Annotated in this window: 20 protein-coding genes; 6 read left to right on the top strand and 14 right to left on the bottom strand. The window is 69.8% G+C overall.

Annotated elements, in window-relative coordinates; translation table 11 throughout:
• Positions 1-67 precede the first annotated feature (67 nt).
• Both upp and AAG801_RS19580 read left to right on the top strand, forming a co-directional pair.
• Positions 68-694: a uracil phosphoribosyltransferase gene (gene upp / locus AAG801_RS19585; protein ID WP_341889856.1), complete on the top strand. Its 627-nt coding sequence runs from the start codon at positions 68-70 to the stop codon at positions 692-694.
• Between the two features lie 119 nt (positions 695-813).
• Complete coding sequence (locus AAG801_RS19580; RefSeq protein WP_341889855.1) at positions 814-1,263, top strand: hypothetical protein; 450 nt, start codon at positions 814-816, stop codon at positions 1,261-1,263.
• A gap of 10 nt (positions 1,264-1,273) precedes the next feature.
• Here AAG801_RS19580 and AAG801_RS19575 read toward each other — a convergent pair whose 3' ends face one another.
• From AAG801_RS19575 to AAG801_RS19560, 4 genes are read right to left on the bottom strand one after another with little or no spacing between them, the layout of a single operon-like run.
• Positions 1,274-1,822, bottom strand: a complete 549-nt coding sequence (locus AAG801_RS19575) for a chromate transporter (protein ID WP_341889854.1) — start codon at positions 1,820-1,822, stop codon at positions 1,274-1,276.
• Positions 1,819-2,379 carry a chromate transporter gene (locus tag AAG801_RS19570; protein WP_341889853.1) on the bottom strand — a complete coding sequence of 187 codons (561 nt, stop codon included), beginning with the start codon at positions 2,377-2,379 and terminating at the stop codon, positions 1,819-1,821. The genes AAG801_RS19575 and AAG801_RS19570 overlap by 4 nt, the downstream gene beginning before the upstream one ends.
• Entirely contained in the window at positions 2,376-3,533 is a 1,158-nt protein-coding gene (locus AAG801_RS19565; protein ID WP_341889852.1) for an MFS transporter, read from the bottom strand. The genes AAG801_RS19570 and AAG801_RS19565 overlap by 4 nt, the downstream gene beginning before the upstream one ends.
• Positions 3,530-4,537 carry a D-2-hydroxyacid dehydrogenase family protein gene (locus tag AAG801_RS19560; RefSeq protein WP_341889851.1) on the bottom strand — a complete coding sequence of 336 codons (1,008 nt, stop codon included), beginning with the start codon at positions 4,535-4,537 and terminating at the stop codon, positions 3,530-3,532. The genes AAG801_RS19565 and AAG801_RS19560 overlap by 4 nt, the downstream gene beginning before the upstream one ends.
• Before the next feature lie 93 nt (positions 4,538-4,630).
• On the opposite strand from AAG801_RS19560, the gene AAG801_RS19555 reads away from it, so the two are divergent.
• Together AAG801_RS19555 and AAG801_RS19550 are read left to right on the top strand one after the other, a co-directional pair.
• Positions 4,631-5,140, top strand: coding sequence for a DUF1993 domain-containing protein (locus AAG801_RS19555; RefSeq protein ID WP_341889850.1), 510 nt, complete (start codon positions 4,631-4,633; stop codon positions 5,138-5,140).
• Complete coding sequence (locus AAG801_RS19550; protein WP_341889849.1) at positions 5,137-5,802, top strand: LysE family translocator; 666 nt, start codon at positions 5,137-5,139, stop codon at positions 5,800-5,802. The genes AAG801_RS19555 and AAG801_RS19550 overlap by 4 nt, the downstream gene beginning before the upstream one ends.
• A gap of 38 nt (positions 5,803-5,840) precedes the next feature.
• On the opposite strand, the gene AAG801_RS19545 is transcribed toward AAG801_RS19550, so the two are convergent.
• A complete protein-coding gene (locus AAG801_RS19545) occupies positions 5,841-6,290 on the bottom strand; it encodes a hypothetical protein (RefSeq protein ID WP_341889848.1) in 450 nt (149 codons plus the stop codon).
• A 152-nt stretch (positions 6,291-6,442) separates the two neighbouring features.
• On the opposite strand from AAG801_RS19545, the gene AAG801_RS19540 reads away from it, so the two are divergent.
• Positions 6,443-8,848, top strand: coding sequence for a penicillin acylase family protein (locus tag AAG801_RS19540; RefSeq protein ID WP_341889847.1), 2,406 nt, complete (start codon positions 6,443-6,445; stop codon positions 8,846-8,848).
• A 24-nt stretch (positions 8,849-8,872) separates the two neighbouring features.
• On the opposite strand, the gene AAG801_RS19535 is transcribed toward AAG801_RS19540, so the two are convergent.
• Positions 8,873-9,184 carry a helix-hairpin-helix domain-containing protein gene (locus AAG801_RS19535; RefSeq protein ID WP_341889846.1) on the bottom strand — a complete coding sequence of 104 codons (312 nt, stop codon included), beginning with the start codon at positions 9,182-9,184 and terminating at the stop codon, positions 8,873-8,875.
• Between the two features lies 1 nt (position 9,185).
• A complete protein-coding gene (lexA, locus tag AAG801_RS19530; RefSeq protein WP_341889845.1) occupies positions 9,186-9,863 on the bottom strand; it encodes a transcriptional repressor LexA in 678 nt (225 codons plus the stop codon).
• A gap of 75 nt (positions 9,864-9,938) precedes the next feature.
• Here lexA and AAG801_RS19525 point away from each other — a divergent pair, with 75 nt between their 5' ends.
• Positions 9,939-10,871 carry an asparaginase gene (locus tag AAG801_RS19525; protein WP_341889844.1) on the top strand — a complete coding sequence of 311 codons (933 nt, stop codon included), beginning with the start codon at positions 9,939-9,941 and terminating at the stop codon, positions 10,869-10,871.
• 15 nt (positions 10,872-10,886) lie between these two features.
• On the opposite strand, the gene AAG801_RS19520 is transcribed toward AAG801_RS19525, so the two are convergent.
• The 7 genes from AAG801_RS19520 to dapD all read right to left on the bottom strand — a co-directional run bounded on the left by AAG801_RS19520 (position 10,887) and on the right by dapD (position 17,941).
• A complete protein-coding gene (locus tag AAG801_RS19520) occupies positions 10,887-11,309 on the bottom strand; it encodes an organic hydroperoxide resistance protein (RefSeq protein WP_341889843.1) in 423 nt (140 codons plus the stop codon).
• 11 nt (positions 11,310-11,320) lie between these two features.
• A complete protein-coding gene (locus AAG801_RS19515; protein WP_341889842.1) occupies positions 11,321-11,809 on the bottom strand; it encodes a MarR family transcriptional regulator in 489 nt (162 codons plus the stop codon).
• Between the two features lie 82 nt (positions 11,810-11,891).
• Positions 11,892-13,841, bottom strand: a complete 1,950-nt coding sequence (locus AAG801_RS19510) for an ATP-binding cassette domain-containing protein (protein WP_341889841.1) — start codon at positions 13,839-13,841, stop codon at positions 11,892-11,894.
• Between the two features lie 4 nt (positions 13,842-13,845).
• Complete coding sequence (prmB, locus tag AAG801_RS19505) at positions 13,846-14,742, bottom strand: 50S ribosomal protein L3 N(5)-glutamine methyltransferase (protein ID WP_341889840.1); 897 nt, start codon at positions 14,740-14,742, stop codon at positions 13,846-13,848.
• Complete coding sequence (gene dapE / locus AAG801_RS19500) at positions 14,739-15,887, bottom strand: succinyl-diaminopimelate desuccinylase (RefSeq protein WP_341889839.1); 1,149 nt, start codon at positions 15,885-15,887, stop codon at positions 14,739-14,741. The genes prmB and dapE overlap by 4 nt, the downstream gene beginning before the upstream one ends.
• Positions 15,888-15,897: 10 nt before the next feature.
• The gene (locus tag AAG801_RS19495) at positions 15,898-17,085 is read right to left on the bottom strand and encodes a PilT/PilU family type 4a pilus ATPase (RefSeq protein WP_341889838.1); all 1,188 of its coding nucleotides are present in this window, start codon (positions 17,083-17,085) and stop codon (positions 15,898-15,900) included.
• Between the two features lie 34 nt (positions 17,086-17,119).
• Positions 17,120-17,941: a 2,3,4,5-tetrahydropyridine-2,6-dicarboxylate N-succinyltransferase gene (dapD, locus tag AAG801_RS19490; RefSeq protein ID WP_341889837.1), complete on the bottom strand. Its 822-nt coding sequence runs from the start codon at positions 17,939-17,941 to the stop codon at positions 17,120-17,122.
• Positions 17,942-17,944: the final 3 nt, after the last annotated feature.

Genomic DNA, 17,944 nt, shown 5'->3' with positions numbered 1-17,944 from the left:
CCGCGCCTCTTCGATTGACCCGCGGCGGCCGCTAGACTGCCGCCATCGCCCGAACACCCTTCACGCCATGCCCGTCATCGACGTCCGCCATCCGCTCGTCAAGCACAAGGTCGGCCTGCTGCGCGAGGCCGACATCTCGACCAAGAAGTTCCGCGAGCTCACCCACGAGCTGGCGCGCCTGCTCGCCTACGAGGCCACCGCCGACTTCCCGCTCGAGGCCGCCACCATCGATTGCTGGAGCGGCCCCACCGAGGTGCAACGCATCGCGGGCCGCAAGGTCACCGTGGTGCCCATCCTGCGCGCCGGCCTGGGCATGCTCGACGGCGTGCTCGACATGATCCCGAGCGCGAAGGTCAGCGTGGTCGGCCTGTCGCGCAACCACGAGACGCTGCAGCCCGAGCACTACTTCGAGAAGTTCGTCGGCCACCTCGACGAGCGCACCGCGCTGATCGTCGACCCGATGCTGGCCACCGCGGGCTCGATGATCGCCACCATCGACCTGCTGAAGAGCCGCGGCTGCAAGGACGTGCGCGCGCTGGTGCTGGTCGCTGCGCCGGAGGGCATTGCTGCGCTGCAGAAAGCTCATCCGGACGTGCGCTGCTGGACGGCGGCAGTCGACAGCCACCTCAACGAGCTCGGCTACATCATCCCCGGCCTGGGTGACGCCGGCGACAAGATCTTCGGTACCAAGTGAGCGCGAGATCGTGAGCGCGTGACCGTGCTTGACCTGGCTCAGGGCCGGGCTTTCGATTCTTTACATGATGCAGCGCCGCAAGCCTTGCGACTGACACGTGCGGCGCGTAGGGTGCGTGCATGAAGACGCTGCGCACCCCCTTCCGACTCTGGATGACCGGCAGTCTCGCGGTCGTGATGGCCTCGCTTTGCACCGGTCGTGGTGTGCTCGACGACGAGCGCCTCGCCGGCTCGATGCGCGTGCTTCGCCACAGTCCGTACGGTGTCCAGGAGACGATGCAGCGCATCGAGGCGGCCGTGCGGGCGCACGGCCACGAGGTGATCGCGCGGATCGGCCCGCAGGGCTCGGTGATCGTGCTCGGCTCCAGCGTCGGCGGCACGCCGGTGCTGATGGCGTCGGCCGACTCGGCGCCCGACGTGCCGCTGAGCGTGCAGGTGCGGCGCACGGCCGATGGCGGCGCCGACGTGCTGGTGCCGCAGTCGCTCGACTCCGGCTGGGACGGCCTGCCCGCCTCGGTGGCCGAGGAACTCGACGGCCTGCCCGAACTGCTCGATCGGGCGCTGGCCTGACGCGCGGGTTCTAGATCCCGCCGAGCGCACCGACCACCGCGCCGAGCGCGACCAGCCACATCGGGCTGAGCTTGCTGCGCAGCATCACGGCGAGCGTGACCGCGATCAGCGCCAGCGCGCCCCAGCGCTGCTCGGGTACGCGCACGAAGGGCTCGGCCAGCACCCAGCCGGTGGCCAGCAGCAGGCCGAGCGTCAGCGGCGCCATGCCGGTGGTGAAGGCGCGTACAGCGTGACTTTCGCGGCGCCGCGCGGCCCAGCGCGACACCGCCAGCACCAGCAGCGTCGACGGCAGCATGGTGCCGACCAGCGTGGCCAGTGCGCCGGCGGCGCCGGCCACGTTCCAGCCGATCACGGCCACGAACAGCACGTTCGGCCCCGGCGCGGCCTGGGCGATGGCGATCGAGCTGGTGAACTGGGCGTCGCTGATCCAGCCCTGCTCGGTGACGACGTAGCGGTGCATGTCGGAGGCGGTGGTGATCGCGCCGCCCACCGCCAGCAGGCTGAGCAGCATGAAGTGGCCGGTCAGCGCCAGCAGATCGGCGAAGGACAGGCCGTTCATGGTCGCAGCTTCCACCAGGCCAGGGCGCAGGCCGCCGGCCCGAGCGTCCCGATCACCCCCGCCAGCGGCAGCCGTGCCAGCGCGATCGCGCCGAAGATCGCTGCCGCGACCGCCAGGCACCATCCCGGCCCGAGGCGGTTCTTGCGCAGGGTGCCGACCAGCTTGAAGGCGGTGACCATCACCAGCCCCGCGGCCACGGCCCCCATGCCGCGCAGTGCGCCGGCCACCGCCGGCACCGAGGAGAAACGTTCGTAGACCAGTGTCAGCGCCATCACGATGGCCAGTGGCACCACGATCAGGCCGCCGAGCGCGGCGATCGCCCCGCGCCAGCCGAACCAGCGGTCCCCCAGCATCAGCGACAGGTTGACGATGTTCGGCCCCGGCAGCACCTGGCTGGCCGATAGCAGCTCGACGAACTCTTCGCGCGTCAGCCAGCGCCGCCGCTCGACCAGCTCGACCTGTGCCACCGCCAGCACGCCGCCGAAGCCTTGCAGCGCCAGGCGGTTGAAGGCGAGGAACAACTCGGTGCTCGAGCGCGGTGCGATCGTTTCGCTCATGCGGGCCTGCCTGCGCGTGCTGCGGCCCAGGCACTGAGGGCGATCGCCGCCGCCATCCACAGCACGCCGACACCACTCAGCCACGTGTAGCCCGATTGCGCCAGCAGCACGCCGCCGCTGGCTGCGCCGATGGCCTGGCCGAGGTAGATCGCCGAGGTGTTCAGCGCCATCAGTGCCGGTGCCAGCACGGGGGCGGCCAGGCCGAGCCGCGCCTGCTGCGCCGAGTTGGTCGAGAAGCAGCCCAGCGCCCAGGGCACCAGCACGATCGCCATGGTGGCGAACCCGGTGGCCAGCGGCCAGGCGATCAGCGACAGCGTGATCAGCGCCAGCGCGAGTGCCACGCTGCGCGCCGCGCCGAAGCGGTCGATGTGCCGCGTCAGCAGCACGTTGCCGATCAGCCCGAACAGGCCGAACCAGGCGAACAGCAAACTGATCTGCGCCGGCGAGGCGCCGAGCACCTGCCGGTAGTAGGGCGCCATGTAGGAGAACAGCGTGAACTGCCCGGCACTCTGCAGCGCGGTGACGGCGACGATCGCCATCAGCACCGGGTGGGTGACGGCCTCGCGCCAGGCGGCGATCGACAGCGCCGCCGGTCTCACGCCGTCAGGCATCGCGGCGTAGACCCAGGCAGCGGCAGCGGCGGCGAGCAGCGCCACCGCGCCGAAGGCCACACGCCAGCCGAAGGTCTCGCCCAGCCAGGCGGCGATCGGCATGCCGGCCACCGAGGCGAGCGACCAGCCGAGGAAGACGAAGGTGATGGCGCGGCCGCGCTGCTCGGGCGCCGTCATGTGGCCGATCGCGGCGGCGGCCTGCGGCGTGAACACCGCAGCGCCGAGCATGCACAGTGCGCGCACCGGCGCGAGAGCAGCGTAGTCGGGCATCAGCGCGGACAGGGCATGGCCGACGGCGTACCAGGCCAGTGCGAAGGTCAGCAGGCGGCGCCGGTCGAAGCCGGCCACCCAGCTGGCCAGCAGCGGTGCGCACAGCCCCATCACCACCGCGCCGATGGCGATCAACTGCCCGGCCAGCGCCACCGACACCTGCAGCGAACGCGCCAGGTCGTTGAGCGTGCCGGCCACCACCATCACGCCGCAGCCGATGACGAAGTTGCCGCTCAGCAAGGCCCACCTGACTGCGGGCGAAGCGCCGCTCATCGGATCACGCGCAGCGCTTCCGGGTTGACGATGTTCGTCGGCTTCTGCTGGATGAAGTTGACGACGTTCTCGAACGCCGCGCGGAAGTAGAGCTCGTAGCTGTCCTGCTCGACGTAGCCGATGTGCGGCGTGCACACCGCGTTCTCCAGCCGCAGCAGCGGGTGGCCCTGCAGGATCGGCTCGCTCTCGAACACGTCGACGGCGGCCATGCCGGGGCGGCCCCGGTTGAGCGCCGAGACCAGCGCGCCTTCCTCGATCAGTTCGGCACGCGAGGTGTTGACCAGCAGCGCGTTGGGCTTCATGCGCGAGAGTGCGTCGAGCTTGACGATGCCGCGCGTGTTGTCGGCCAGCCGCAGGTGCAGCGACAGCACGTCGCTGCTCTCGAAGAACTGCTCGCAGCTCTCGGCAGCGCTGTGGCCGTCGGCCACGGCGCGCTGGCGCGAGCCTTCGCTGCCCCACACCTGCACGGTCATGCCGAAGGCGCGGCCGTAGCCGGCGACCATCTGGCCGATCTTGCCGTAGCCCCAGATGCCCAGCGTGCGGCCCTTGAGCACCAGACCGATGCCGAAGTTGGCCGGCATCGACGCCGCCTTCAGGCCCGACTGCTGCCAGGCACCGTGCTTGAGGTTGCCGATGTACTGCGGCAGCCGGCGCATCGCCGCCATGATCAGCGCCCAGGTCAGCTCGGCCGGCGCCACCGGCGAGCCGGTGCCCTCGGCCACCGCGATGCCCAGGCGCGTGCAGGTCTCGAGGTCGATGTGCGAGCCGACCCGGCCGGTCTGCGCGATCAGCTTCAGCCGCGGCAGCTTCTCGAGCAGCTGGCGCGGGAAGTGGGTGCGTTCGCGGATCAGCACCAGCACCTCGGCATCCTTCAGCCGGATCGACAACTGGCCGATGCCCTTGACGGTGTTGGTGAAGACCTTGGCATTGAGCGAGTCCAGCAGGGCGGCGCAGGGCAGCTTGCGCACGGCGTCCTGGTAGTCGTCGAGGATGATGATGTTCACGGCGGCAGGGGCGGAGGGCTGTCCCGCCCGATTGTGCACGCCGGGCGCGGGCCCGCTAGCATCCTCGGCTTCCTGCCTTCCACGGAGCTTTCCATGTCGATCTCGATGTACTCGGCCAGCGTGCCGGTGTTCACCCGCATGCTCGGTCACCTGCTGCAGTGGCTCGACAAGGCCGAGGCGCACGCCCAGGCGAAGAAGTTCGACACCTCCGTGTACCTGGCCGCGCGCCTGGCGCCGGACATGCTGCCCTTCACCAAGCAGATCCAGATCGCCTGCGACGCGGCCAAGTTCGGCGTCGCGCGGCTGGCCGGCGTCGAGTCGCCGAAGTTCGACGACAACGAGACCAGCCTGGCCGACCTGCGTGAACGCATCCGCAAGACCGTTGACTTCATCAGCTCCGTGCCGGCCGCTGCGATCGACGGCTCCGAAGAGAAGGACATCGTCGTGCCGCGCCGCGACGGCAACATCGTGCTCAAGGGCGAGTTCTACCTGAAGCACTACGTGCAGCCGAACTTCTACTTCCACGTCACCACCGCCTACGGGCTGCTGCGCCACAACGGCGTGGGCCTGGGCAAGGGCGACTTCCTCGGGGCCTTGAGTTGAGCCTCGGGCTGCCGGTCCACGACGTGGCGCTGTTCGTCGGCGCCGCGCTGCTGCTGAACCTCACGCCGGGGCCGGACATGTTGTTCGTCGCCGGCACGGCCGCGGCGCGCGGCCGGCGTGCCGGGCTGCTGGCGGCGCTGGGCGTCGGCGCGGGTTGCCTGTTCCACACGCTGCTGGCGGCCGTGGGGCTGTCGGCGTTGCTCGCGGCGTCGGACCTGGCCTTCGGCGTCGTCAAGTGGGCCGGCGCCGGCTACCTGGTGTGGGTCGGCCTGCAGATGCTGCTGGCGCGGCGCGCCGAGCCGCCGACGCCGGCCGCACCGGCCGCACCGGCCGCCGAGCCACCGCCCACCGGCAATCCGTTCTGGCAGGGCGCGTTGACCAACGCGCTGAACCCCAAGGTCGCGCTGTTCTTCCTCGCCTTCCTGCCGCAGTTCATCGACGCCGGCGCGCCGGGCCAGGCGATCGCGCTGCTGGTGCTGGGCACGCTGTTCAACCTGGGCGGGACCGGCGTGAACCTGGTCGTCGCACTGGCGGCCAGCGGCGTGGCCGCGGGGCTGTCGCAGCGCGGCGGCACAGGCGGCCGGATCGGGCCCTGGCTGCAGCGGGCTGCGGGGGCGGTGTTCGTCGGGCTGGGGGTGAAGCTGGCGCTGAGTTCGCGCTGAGTTCGCGCCGAGCGGCCTCGCGTGCCGCAGCCCTCAGTTCAGGGCCACATGCCCTTTGCCGGCGACAGGGCGCCGAAACCCGAGCGCGGGGAGCGCGAGGGGAAGTGCGCGTTGAGCCGGGCCAGCCGGCGGTCGGCCTCGAGCTGGCTGAGTTCCAGCGACACCAGGGCAAACACCTCGGCGCGCAGGTGCCACAGCTCGCGCAGCGAACGCGCGAACTCGATGCGGTCGAGCAGCGCTTCGGCGGCCGGCAGTTCGAGATCGGCCGTGGCTGCGAAGAAGTCCTGCCGGGCCGAGGCCAGCGCGCGCGACGCTTCACTGCCGACGGTATCCCGCGAGTCGCCGCCGGTCCAGCTGGCGGTGAACCACTGCTTGACGCGCGTCTTCCAGTCCATGCCCGACCGACCCCGCCGCGGCGGGCAGACTTCCAGACGGGCGGGCCGCGTGCGGCTGCCGGTCGGGTGATGGTCGTGCGAGGGCGAGTGCATGGTGGGTGAGCTTCCCGTCGACATGCGGGGATGCGATCAGTGTGGACCCTGGTGGTCGCGCGTGGCGCAAGGAGAAGCGCGGCAAAGCGCTGCTATTTCACGCTCTCGCGTAAGCTGTGCGGCGCAGAACAAGACTGGACGGAGACAGGCTCATGCGATGGATGCGTTGGGGGGGACTGGCCGTGCTCGTGCTCGCGGCCGGGATGGCGGCAACGTGGGCCGTCTACCGTGCGCGGGCCTTGCCGCAGACGGACGGCGCGCTGACGCTGTCGGGACTGCGCGGCGAGGTGCGCATCGAGCGGGACGCCTTCGGCATTCCGACGATCCGTGCCGGGAGCCAGGAAGATGCCGCCTTCGCGCTCGGCTTCGTGCACGCCCAGGACCGGCTCTGGCAACTCGAAACGCACAAGCGCATCGGCGCTGGCCGCCTGGCCGAGGCCTTCGGCGCGCCGGCGCTCGAGACCGACCGCTTCCTGCGCGCGCTCGGCGTCAGGCGGGCGGCCGCCGCACAGTGGGCGCGCATCGAGCCGCGCGCCCGCGCGGGCCTGCTGGCCTACAGCGCCGGCATCAATGCCTTCGTCCAGCGCGAGATGAAGGCGCGGCCGCCGGAGTTCGTCATCCTCGGCCTGCAGCCCGAGAGCTGGGCGCCGGAGGACAGCCTGGCCTGGGCCATCATGATGGCCTGGGACCTGGGCGGCAACTGGGCCACCGAGCTGCAGCGCATGCGCCTGGCGCTGCGCCTGCCGGTGTCTCGCATCAACGAACTGCTGCCGCCGTACCCGGGCGACAAGCCGCTGGTCACGGCCGACTATGCGGCGCTGTTCCGAAGCCTGAAGGTCGATGGCAGCCTGGGCAGCCAGGCGCTCGCCGCTGCGCCGGAATCCGGCATCGAGGGTGTCGGCTCGAACAACTGGGTTCTCGCCGGCTCGCACACCACCACGGGTGCGCCGCTGCTGGCCAACGACCCGCACCTCAAGCTGAGTGCGCCGGCGCTGTGGTACTTCGTGCGCATCGAGACGCCGCAGGGCAAGGTGGCCGGCGCCACCATGCCGGGCCTGCCCGCCGTGGTGCTCGGCCAGAACGATCACATCGCCTGGGGCTTCACCAACACCGGGCCGGACGTGCAGGACCTCTACCTCGAACGCATCCAGCCGGGCGATCCGGGCCGCTACCAGACGCCGCAGGGCTGGGAGAAGTTCGAGACCTTCGCGGAAACGATCAAGGTCAAGGGCGGGCCGGACGTGGCCGTGACCGTCCGCGCGACGCGCCACGGCCCGGTGATCTCCGACGGCGCCGCCGGCGAGGGGCTGACCGGCCCGGCCGGAACGCCGACCTATGCCATCGCGATGCGCTGGACGGCGCTGGACCCGGACCCCGGCACGCTGGAGGCCACCATCGACATGACGCAGGCGCGCTCGGTCGACGAGTTCATCCGCGCCACAGCCCGCCACGTCGCGCCGATGCAGAACATGGTGGTGGCCGATCGCAGCGGCCGCATCGCCATGGTGTCGGCCGGCCGGGTGCCGCTGCGCAAGCCCGACAACGAGCTGAAGGGCCAGGTGCCGTCACCCGGCTGGGAGGCGCGCTTCGATTGGGCGGGCTACCTCGACCCGACGGCCACGCCGCGCGAGGCCGACCCGGCGCGCGGCTGGATCGCCACTGCCAACCAGCGCATCCACGGGCCCGACTATCCGCACTACATCACCAGCGAATGGGCGCTGCCCTATCGCATGCAGCGCATCGAGCAGATGCTGACGGCGAAGCAGAAGCATTCGATGGCCGACATGCAGGCCATGCAGCGCGACGAGCTCTCGCTGGCCGCCGTGCGCCTGCTGCCGGTGCTGCGCCGGGCGGCGTCCGAGCATCCGCTGGCGGCTGCGGCGCAGCGCGAGCTGGCCGGCTTCGACGGCCGCATGGCCGGCGACAAGGCCGCGCCACTGATCTTCTGGGCCTGGGCGCGCCACCTCGCGCAGGGACTGTTCGCCGACGAGGCCGGCGAGAAGGTCTGGGCCGGCAGTGCACGCGCCTATCGGGAGGCGCTCGAGGCCGTGATGGAGCGTGACGACGCCTGGTGGTGTGACAACAAGACGACGCCCGCCGCCGAGACCTGTGCGCAGCAGAATGCGGCGGCGCTGACGCAGGCGCTGAGCGAACTGCAGGCGGCGCAGGGGCCGGACATGGCGGCCTGGCGCTGGGACCGCGCCCACCAGGCGCGCAGCGAGCACCGGCCGTTCAGCAAGGTGAAGTTCCTGGCGCGCTGGTTCGAACTGCGCGCGCCGGTGGGCGGCGACACCTACACGGTGAACGTGTCACGCGTGACCCTGAAACCCGACAGCAGCACCGGCGAGCTCTACCTCGACGAGCATGGCCCGTCGCTGCGCGCGATCTACGACCTCGGCGACCCGGCGCAGTCACGATTCATGCACTCCACCGGCCAGTCAGGCCTGGCGCTGTCGCCGCTGTATGGCAGCTTCGTCGAGCGCTGGGCGAAGGTCGACTACGTGCCGGTGTGGGGCGGGGTGGCAGAACACACGCTGCTGCTGCTGCCGCAACGTTGAGCGCGCGGGCCGCTGCGCAAGCGCTCAGACGTGACCGAACAGCGCCTTGCGCTGCGGCGTGTACTTCCACCAGGGTGCGGCGGGGGCGCCGCGCATGAAGTCGGTGGCGGCCATGAAGGTATCGAGCACGCACGGGTCTTGCCGCTGACCGGTGGCGGCACACAGCGATTGGTAGAGCACGAAGGCATCCTTGCCGCGCAGCTCGGCCGGTGTGCGGATGCCGATCAGGCGCAGATCGGCGGCCAGCGCGGGGCCGATGTTGGGCAACTGCTCCAGTTCGCGGCACTCCGCCGCCGTGGCCGCCTTCGGGGCCTTGATCGTGGGCGCGGCGCTCATCTCACATCAGCATGTTGTTGCGGATCAGGCCGACGGCCAGGCCCTCGAGTTCGAAGTACTCCTCGCCCGGCTGCACGACGATGGTCTGGAAGTCGGGGTTCTCCGGGATCAGCTCGATGACGCCGCGCGAGCGGCGGAAGCGCTTGACCGTGACCTCGTCGCCGAGGCGGGCGACGACGATCTGGCCGTTCTTGGCGTCGCTGGCCTTCTGCACGGCGAGCAGGTCGCCGTCCATGATGCCGGCGTCGCGCATGCTCATGCCGCGCACCTTGAGCAGGTAGTCGGGGCGGCGCGGGAACATGCTGGCCTCGACCAGGTAGGTCTGGTCGACGTGTTCCTGCGCGAGGATCGGGCTGCCCGCCGCGACGCGGCCGATCAACGGCAGCGACAGCTGCGCCAGGCTGGGCAGCGGGAGCGTGAACTGCTTGCCGCGCGACTCGTTGAGTGCGCGCAATGTGTCAGACTTCAAGCGGATGCCGCGCGAGGTGCCACCCACCAGTTCGATGACGCCTTTGCGCGCCAGGGCCTGCAGGTGCTCTTCGGCGGCGTTGGCCGACTTGAAGCCGAGCTCGGCGGCGATCTCCGCGCGCGTGGGCGGAGCGCCGGTGCGCTCGATGGCGCTTTGCACCAGATCGAGGATTTGTTGCTGGCGGTCGGTCAGTTTGGGCTTTTCCTGCACGGGCGCTCCTGGGCGGGAATGACGTCGTCGCTGGATGAATGTCCAGTGGCTGTATTTTCATCCAGTTTCCCGAAAATGCAAGACAGCACACGCAGCGTGGCCGTGCTGGCCACCGGCGGCACGATTGCCGGCACCGCCGCCGACCCCGGCGACAACATCGGCTACACCGCCGCGCAGCTCGGCGTGAAGGCGCTGGTGGAGGCCGTGCCGGCACTGCGTGAGGTGCCGCTGCTGACCGAGCAGGTGGCGCAGCTCGACAGCAAGGACATGGACTTCGCGGTCTGGGCCACCCTGGCCCGGCGCGTGGCCGAGCTGCTGGCACGCCAGGACATCGCCGGCGTCGTCATCACCCATGGCACCGACACGCTGGAGGAGACGGCGTATGCACTGCAGCGCCTGCTGGCGCCGGCCAAGCCGGTGGTGCTGAGCGCGGCGATGCGCCCGGCCACCGCACTGCTGCGCGACGGCCCTCAGAACCTGCTCGATGCGGTGACGCTGGCGCGCGAGCCGGGAGCACGCGGCGTGATGGCGGTGCTTGCCGGCACAGTGCATTCCGCGCTGGACGTGCGCAAGGTGCACAGCTACCGCGTGGATGCCTTCGGATCGGGCGATGCCGGGCCGCTGGGCTACATCGAGGAAGGCCGCCTGCGGCGCCTGCGCGACTGGCCGATGGTTGATCCGCTGGGGCTCGAGGCTCTCGAGAAGGGCGCCTGGCCCTGGGTGGAGATCGTCACCAGCCACGCCGGTGCGCGGCCCGAGGGCGTGCACGCATTGGTGAAGGCAGGCGTGAAGGGCCTGGTCGTCGCCGGCACCGGCAACGGCAGCCTGCATCACGCACTGGAAGCCGCACTGCTGGAGGCGCAGCGCGCCGGCGTCGGCGTCTGGCGCAGCACACGCTGCCTGGCTGGACCGGTGCAGATGAAGCCCGGCGACGGATTGCCCGCCGCCGGAACGCTCACGCCGGTGCAGGCGCGCATCGAGCTGATGTTGCAGCTGATGCGCGGCTGAACCGCGCGCGGTGGCTCAGACCACCGTCAGCGTCACGTCGATGTTGCCGCGGGTCGCGTTCGAGTACGGGCAGACCTTGTGCGCGGTGTCGACCAGCGCCTGCGCGTCTTCCTTGGCCCAGCCGGGGATGCTGATCTGCATCGCCACCTGGATGCCGAAGCCGGCCGGGATCGGGCCGATGCCGACGTCGGCAGTGATCGAGGCGTCCGCCGGAACGACCTTCTTCTGCTGGGCGGCGACGAACTTCATCGCGCCCATGAAGCAGGCCGAGTAGCCCGCCGCGAACAGCTGCTCGGGGTTGGTGCCGTTGCCGTTGCCGCCCATCTCCTTCGGCGGCGCGAGCGTCACGCTCAGCTTGCCGTCGTCCGACTTCGACGTGCCTTCGCGGCCGCCGGTGGTGGTGGCTTTGGCGGTGTAGATGATCTTCTCGATGGCCATGGTGGTTTCCTTCAGGCGTGGTGGGAATGGGGATCGGCCTCGAGCAACTGCGTGCGCAGCTGCTGCAGGCGACGGGTGAGCGCGACGAGTTCGTCGGCACTGCAGCCGGTGGCGGCTGCGAGTTCGCGGGGCACCGAGGCGGCGCGGCGCTTCAGCGCGCGGCCCTCGGCGGTGAGATGGACGAGCACGCGGCGCTCGTCATCGGCGGCGCGGGCGCGGCTCAGCCAGCCCGAACTTTCCATGCGCTTGAGCAGCGGCGTGAGCGTGCCGGAGTCGAGGTAGAGGCGCTCGCCGAGCTCGCCGACGCCCAGGCCGTCGCGCTCCCACAGCACCAGCAGCGCCAGGTACTGCGGGTAGGTCAGGCCGAGCGGCTCGAGCAAGGGCTTGTAGAGCCGGGTCATCGCCAGCGAGGCGGAATACAGCGCGAAGCAGAGCTGGTTGTCGAGCTGCTGCCAATCGGTGGCAGCAGCCGATGCAGGGGAGGTCGTCGTGCGAGCCATGGCGAGACTGTACTAAAGAGCGAGCAATTAAATTGCGTACAATATAAATGCCCTAACGCCAGCAGGGTTGCTGGCGCGGCGTTCAGCCCGCCGAAGTCATCTCGTCGATACGGGTGCTCAATTCGAGCCAGCGCGCCTCGAGCCGCTCGATCTCGTCGTTCACGGCCTTCAGCCGCTTGCCGGCCTCGGCGAGCTTCTCCGCTGTCAGCGAGGCATCCGCAAAGGCGGCCTCGAGCTTGTCGCGCTCGCCGAACAGCACGTGCATGCGGTGGTCGGTGAGCGTCAGTTCCTTCTTCAGCGGCTTGGCCTCGTCGGCACGCGCCTGGCGTGCGGCGGCGGCGGCCTTGCGGTCTTCCTTGCGCTTCGGCGCGGCATCCTCGCGCAGCTTGCGCGACTGTGCCGACGCCGCCTTGGAGGCCTCGCGCGACTGCTCGAGCAGCCACTTCTGGTAGTCGTCGAGGTCGCCGTCGAAGGGCTTGAGCGCACCGCCGGCGACCAGCCAGAACTCGTCGCAGACCTCGCGCAGCAGCGCGCGGTCGTGGCTGACCAGCATCACAGTGCCCTCGAACTCGTTGAGCGCCATCGACAGCGCCTCGCGCGTCGTCAGGTCGAGGTGGTTGGTCGGCTCGTCCATCAGCAGCAGGTTGGGGCGCTGCCACACCAGCATGGCCAGCACCAGGCGCGCCTTCTCGCCGCCGGACAGCGTGCCCACCGGCTGCGTGACCATGTCACCGACGAAGCGGAAGGAGCCGAGGAAATCGCGCAGTTCCTGCTCGCGCGCGGCGGGGCCGACGTCGCGTGCCAGGCGCACCATGTGCATCAGCGGGCCATCGGCGGGCGAGAGCACGTCGAGCTCCTGCTGCGCGAAGTAGCCGATCACCAGACCCTTGCCTTCGGTCATCGTGCCGGCCAGGGCGGCCAGTTCGTGCGAGATCGTCTTCACGAAGGTCGACTTGCCCTGGCCGTTGGCGCCGAGGATGCCGATGCGCTGGCCGGCGAGCACCGAGCGGTCGATGCCCGAGACGATGCGTGTCTCCTTGCCGTCTTCGGAGCGGTAGCCGCAGGCGAGGTCGCTGAAGGCCAGCATCGGATTCGGCAGCGACAGCGGCTCGCGGAACTCGAACTGGAAATCACTCGCCGTCAGCACCGGCGCCAGCTTCTCCATGCGCGCCAGCGCCTTGACGCGGCTCTGCGCCTGCTTGGCCTTGCTGGCCTTGGCCTTGAAGCGGTCGATGAACTTCTGCAGGTGCGCCATGCGCTCCTGCTGCTTGGCGTAGCTGGCCTGCTGCAGTGCCATGCGCTCGGCGCGCATCTCCTCGAAGGTGGTGTAGTTGCCGCCGTAGCGCGTCAGCTTGGTCTCGTCCAGGTGCAGGGTGACCTTGGTGATGGCGTCGAGGAACTCGCGGTCGTGGCTGATGACGATCAGCATGCCCTGGTAGCGCTGCAGCCAGGCCTCCAGCCAGACGAGCGCGTCCAGGTCGAGGTGGTTGGTCGGTTCGTCGAGCAGCATCAGCTCGGCCGGGCACATCAGCGCGCGGGCCAGCTGCAATCGCATGCGCCAGCCGCCGGAGAAGCTGTTGACCGGCGCGTCGAGCTGTTCACTGCGAAAGCCCAGGCCCATCAGCATGGCCTGCGCGCGGGCGCGGGCATCGAAGCCCCCGGCGTCCTGGATGGCGTGGTGGGCCTCGGCGATCTCGTGGCCGTCGTCGGCCACTTCGGCGGCGGCCAGGCGCTGCTGCGCGAGCATCAGCGGCGTGTCGCCCTGCAGCACGAAGTCGGTCGCGCCTTCCTCGGTCTCTGGCATGTCCTGCGCCACCTCGGCCATGCCACCGGGCTGCTGCCAGCGCGGCGGCATCTGCACCTCGCCGGTGTCGGCCTGCAGCTTGTTGGTGAGCAGTGCGAACAGCGAGGACTTGCCGGCGCCGTTGCGCCCGACCAGGCCGATCTTCTCGCCGGGCTGCAGCGTGACGCTGGTGTGGTCCAGCACCAGCTTGACGCCGCGTCGCAGCGAGATGTCGTTCAGTACCAGCATGGGGTCAGCCCTCGAGGTGGCGGGCGAGCTTGACGAGGGCGTCGCGTGTCATCAGCAGCACCTGGTCGTCGCCGGCGCTGGTGGGCAGCCAGGCGACTTCCGCGCGCGGGAAGGCGCGCTCGAAGTTCCAGCGTTCGTTGCCGATCTCCAGCACCAGCACGCCTTCGGCATTGAGCTGTGCCGGCGCGTCGCGCAGGATGCGTCGCACCAGGTGCATGCCGTCGTCGCCGCCGGCCAGCGCGATCGCCGGCTCTGCGCGGTATTCCGCCGGCAGCTTGGCCATGCTTTCGCTGTTGACGTAGGGCGGGTTGCAGACGATCAGGTCGTAGGGGCCGCGCACCGCGTTCATCAGGTCCGACTGCAGCAGGCGGATGCGCGCGGCGAGCTTGTGCCTGTCGACGTTGATGCGCGCCACGTCGAGCGCGTCCTGCGAGATGTCTGCCGCATCGACCTCGACCTCCGGGTAGGCCAGCGCCGCGATCACCGCCAGGCTGCCGTTGCCGGTGCACAGGTCGAGCACCTGCTTCGTGCGGTCGGACAACCACGCGTCCAGCGTGCCGTCGCCCTCGCCATCGGCCAGCAGCTCGGCGATGAAGGAGCGCGGCACGATCACCCGCTCGTCGACGTAGAACGGCACGTTCTGCAGCCAGGCCTCCTTCGTCAGGTAGGCGGCGGGCTGGCGCGTCTCGATGCGCTGCGTGACCAGCGCCTCGGCCTTCGCCTGCTCGTCGGCAGGGAGCTCGCGCTGGGCACGCTGCTCCAGCGCGTCCAGCGGCAGGCCGAGCGAGAACAGCACCAGCCAGGCCGCTTCGTCGAAGGCGTTGGTGGTGCCGTGGCCAAACGAAACGCCCGCCTGTTTGAGGCGGGCGCTTTGCGCGGTGATCAGGTCTATGAGCTTCATGTGAGCATCGCTTCGAGAGTGCGGCGGTAGATGTTCTTCAAGGGCTCGAGGCTGGCCACCTCGACCCACTCGTCGATCTTGTGGATGCTGGCGTTCAGCGGTCCGAACTCGACCACCTGCGGGCACAGCCTGGCGATGAAGCGGCCGTCGGAGGTGCCGCCGGTGGTCGAGAGTTCGGTGGTGAGGCCCGTTTCCGCGCGGATCGCGCCAGCCAGCGCCTCGCTGAGCGTGCCCACCGGCGTCAGGAAAGGCTCGCCGCCGAGTATCCAGTCGAGCGAGTAGTCCAGGCCGTGGCGGTCGAGCACCGCATGCACGCGCTGCCTGAGCGACTCGGGCGTGGCCTCGGTCGAGAAGCGGAAGTTGAAGTCGACCACCAGCGCGCCGGGAATGACGTTGGTCGCGCCGGTGCCGGCGTGGATGTTGGACATCTGCCAGCTGGTCGGCGGGAAGTAGGCGTTGCCGCGGTCCCACTCGATGGCGGCCAGTTCGGCCAGCGCCGGTGCAGCGAGGTGGATCGGGTTCTTCGCCAGCTGCGGGTAGGCGATGTGGCCCTGCACGCCCTTGATCGTGAGCTTGCCGGAGAGCGACCCGCGCCGGCCATTCTTCACCATGTCGCCGAGCCGGTCGACCGAGGTCGGCTCGCCGACGATGCAGGCGTCCAGGCGCACCCGCTGCTCGCGCAGCCACTCGACCACCTTGACGGTGCCGTCGTTGGCCGGGCCTTCCTCGTCGCTGGTCAGCAGGTAGGCGAGCGAGCCGCGGTGCGCCGGGTGCGCGGCGACGAACTCCTCGGTGGCGACCACCATCGCCGCCAGCGAGCTCTTCATGTCCGCAGCGCCACGGCCATAGAGGCGGCCGCCGCGGTGCGTGGGCACGAACGGGTCGCTGGCCCACTGCTCGAGCGGGCCGGTGGGTACGACGTCGGTGTGGCCGGCGAAGGCCAGCAGCGGTGCCTTCGCATCGCTGCCGCGGCGAACCGCCCAGAGGTTGGTGACGCGGAAGTCCGCAGGGCCGCAGGCGATGGTCTCGAACTCGAAGCCCAGCGGCAGCAGGCGTTCCCGGATGATCTGCTGGCAGCCGCCGTCCTGCGGCGTCACCGAGCGGCAGGCGATGAGTTGTTCGACGAGGTGCAGCGTCCGGGACATCGGCAGGTGTTCAGTTCGGGCGCAGCAGCCCCGACATCGTGCTCGATTCGTCGCGCACGTCGAGCTGGATCTCGGTGAAGGTCGGCTGGTCGTCGTTCTCTTCCTTCTTCGGCTGGATGCGCGAGACCGGCGACATGTCGTTCTGCAGGCGCCACATCAGGTTGGTCGGCGAGTCGGCGTAGGCCAAGCCCTCGTCGCGGGTGATCATGTCGGTGGTGATCAGCCGCGCCAGGTCCTGCTCGAAGGTCTGCGAGCCTTCGGCGAGCGACTTCTCCATCGCTTCCTTGACGCCCGGGAAGTCGCCCTGCTCGATCAGTTCGGAGACCAGTTTGGTATTGAGCATCACCTCCACCGCCGGCACGCGGCCGCCGGTCACGGCGCGCACCAGGCGCTGCGAGATGACGGCCTTCAGGCCGGCGGCCAGGTCGGACAGCAGGGCGGGGCGCGCCTCGGGCGAGTAGAACGACAGGATCCGGCCGAGCGCGTGGTAGCTGTTGTTCGCGTGCAGCGTCGACAGCACCAGGTGGCCCGACAGCGCGTACGAGATCGCCGAGGTCATGGTCTCGCGGTCGCGGATTTCGCCGATCATGATGCAGTCCGGCGCCTGGCGCAGCGCGTTCTTCAGGCCGACCTGCAGCGTGTTGGTGTCGCGCCCGACCTCGCGCTGGTTGACCACCGACTTCTTGTTGGTGAACAGGAACTCGATCGGATCCTCGATGGTCAGGATGTGCCCGGCCATCTGCTGGTTGCGCTGCTCGAGCATCGACGCCAGCGTCGTGCTCTTGCCGGTGCCGGTGGCGCCGACCATCAGGATCAGGCCGCGCTTCTCGAGGATCAGCGTGTTCAGGATCGGCGGGACGTTCAGGCTCTCCAGCGTCGGGATGACCACCGGGATGCAGCGGAACACGGCTGCCACCGTGCCGCGCTGCTTGAAGCCGGACAGGCGGAAGCTGCCCACGCCGGCCAGGCCCACGCTCATGTTCAGCTCGCCGGTGTCGTCGAGTTCTTCCAGCTGCGTCGGCGTCAGCAGCTCGGCGAGCAGCTGGCGCGGTTGCGTGTGCGTCAGCGGCTGGTCGGACAACTGCAGCAGCTGCCCGCTGATCTTGATCAGGATCGGCGAGTTGGCCGACAGGTAGACGTCCGACGCGCCTTTCTCCGCCATCAGGCGAAGCACGCGTTCCATGTTCCCACCGCTCATGCCGATCCTCCCGGAGTGTCGAGTTGATGCCCGTTCAGGCGCGCAGCAGGTCGTTGATGCTGGTCTTCGCGCGCGTCTGCGCGTCGACGCGCTTGACGATCACCGCGCAGTACAGGCTGTACTTGCCGTCGGCGCTGGGCAGGTTGCCGCTGACCACCACCGAGCCGGCCGGGATGCGGCCGTAGCTGACCTCGCCGCTGGCGCGGTCGTAGATCTTGGTGCTCTGGCCGATGTACACGCCCATCGAGATCACCGAGTTCTCCTCGACGATCACGCCTTCGACGATCTCGCTGCGCGCGCCGATGAAGCAGTTGTCCTCGATGATGGTCGGGTTGGCCTGCATGGGTTCGAGCACGCCGCCGATGCCGACGCCGCCCGACAGGTGCACGTTCTTGCCGATCTGCGCGCAGGAGCCGACGGCCGCCCAGGTGTCGACCATGGTGCCCTCGTCGACATAGGCGCCGATGTTCACGAAGCTGGGCATCAGGATGACGTTCTTGGCTAGGTACGAGCCGCGGCGTGCCACCGCCGGCGGCACCACGCGGATGCCGGTGGCGCGCATCGCGTCTTCGCTGACGTGGCCGAACTTGGTCTCGACCTTGTCGAAGAAGCTCAGGTCGCCGGCACGCATCACGTGGTTGTCGTTGAGGCGGAAGGACAGCAGCACCGCCTTCTTGACCCACTGGTTGACGGTCCACTGGCCCACGCCCTGGCGCTCGGCCACGCGCAGCCGGCCGGCATTGAGGTCGGCGATCACCTGCTCGACCGCTTCGCGCACCTCGGGGCTGTTGACGGCGGTGATCGTCGCGCGGCTTTCCCAGGCGAGGTCGATGATGTTCTGCAGTTGTTGGCTCATGGC

The sequence above is a fragment of the Variovorax sp. YR752 genome, from assembly GCF_943372545.1.
This window is presented reverse-complemented; position numbering and strand designations above follow the sequence as displayed.

What these genes read in the sequence shown, in the direction of transcription:
- AAG801_RS19515 (WP_341889842.1), bottom strand. Translation starts at nt 11,809, where the DNA reads ATGGCTCGCACGACGACCTCCCCTGCATCGGCTGCTGCCACCGATTGG.
- prmB (WP_341889840.1), bottom strand. Translation starts at nt 14,742, where the DNA reads ATGAAGCTCATAGACCTGATCACCGCGCAAAGCGCCCGCCTCAAACAG.
- dapE (WP_341889839.1), bottom strand. Translation starts at nt 15,887, where the DNA reads ATGTCCCGGACGCTGCACCTCGTCGAACAACTCATCGCCTGCCGCTCG.
- AAG801_RS19575 (WP_341889854.1), bottom strand. Translation starts at nt 1,822, where the DNA reads ATGAACGGCCTGTCCTTCGCCGATCTGCTGGCGCTGACCGGCCACTTC.
- AAG801_RS19520 (WP_341889843.1), bottom strand. Translation starts at nt 11,309, where the DNA reads ATGGCCATCGAGAAGATCATCTACACCGCCAAAGCCACCACCACCGGC.
- AAG801_RS19495 (WP_341889838.1), bottom strand. Translation starts at nt 17,085, where the DNA reads ATGAGCGGTGGGAACATGGAACGCGTGCTTCGCCTGATGGCGGAGAAA.
- AAG801_RS19535 (WP_341889846.1), bottom strand. Translation starts at nt 9,184, where the DNA reads ATGAGCGCCGCGCCCACGATCAAGGCCCCGAAGGCGGCCACGGCGGCG.
- AAG801_RS19580 (WP_341889855.1), top strand. Translation starts at nt 814, where the DNA reads ATGAAGACGCTGCGCACCCCCTTCCGACTCTGGATGACCGGCAGTCTC.
- AAG801_RS19565 (WP_341889852.1), bottom strand. Translation starts at nt 3,533, where the DNA reads ATGAGCGGCGCTTCGCCCGCAGTCAGGTGGGCCTTGCTGAGCGGCAAC.
- AAG801_RS19555 (WP_341889850.1), top strand. Translation starts at nt 4,631, where the DNA reads ATGTCGATCTCGATGTACTCGGCCAGCGTGCCGGTGTTCACCCGCATG.
- AAG801_RS19570 (WP_341889853.1), bottom strand. Translation starts at nt 2,379, where the DNA reads ATGAGCGAAACGATCGCACCGCGCTCGAGCACCGAGTTGTTCCTCGCC.
- AAG801_RS19540 (WP_341889847.1), top strand. Translation starts at nt 6,443, where the DNA reads ATGCGATGGATGCGTTGGGGGGGACTGGCCGTGCTCGTGCTCGCGGCC.
- dapD (WP_341889837.1), bottom strand. Translation starts at nt 17,941, where the DNA reads ATGAGCCAACAACTGCAGAACATCATCGACCTCGCCTGGGAAAGCCGC.
- upp (WP_341889856.1), top strand. Translation starts at nt 68, where the DNA reads ATGCCCGTCATCGACGTCCGCCATCCGCTCGTCAAGCACAAGGTCGGC.
- AAG801_RS19545 (WP_341889848.1), bottom strand. Translation starts at nt 6,290, where the DNA reads ATGCACTCGCCCTCGCACGACCATCACCCGACCGGCAGCCGCACGCGG.
- AAG801_RS19510 (WP_341889841.1), bottom strand. Translation starts at nt 13,841, where the DNA reads ATGCTGGTACTGAACGACATCTCGCTGCGACGCGGCGTCAAGCTGGTG.
- AAG801_RS19525 (WP_341889844.1), top strand. Translation starts at nt 9,939, where the DNA reads ATGCAAGACAGCACACGCAGCGTGGCCGTGCTGGCCACCGGCGGCACG.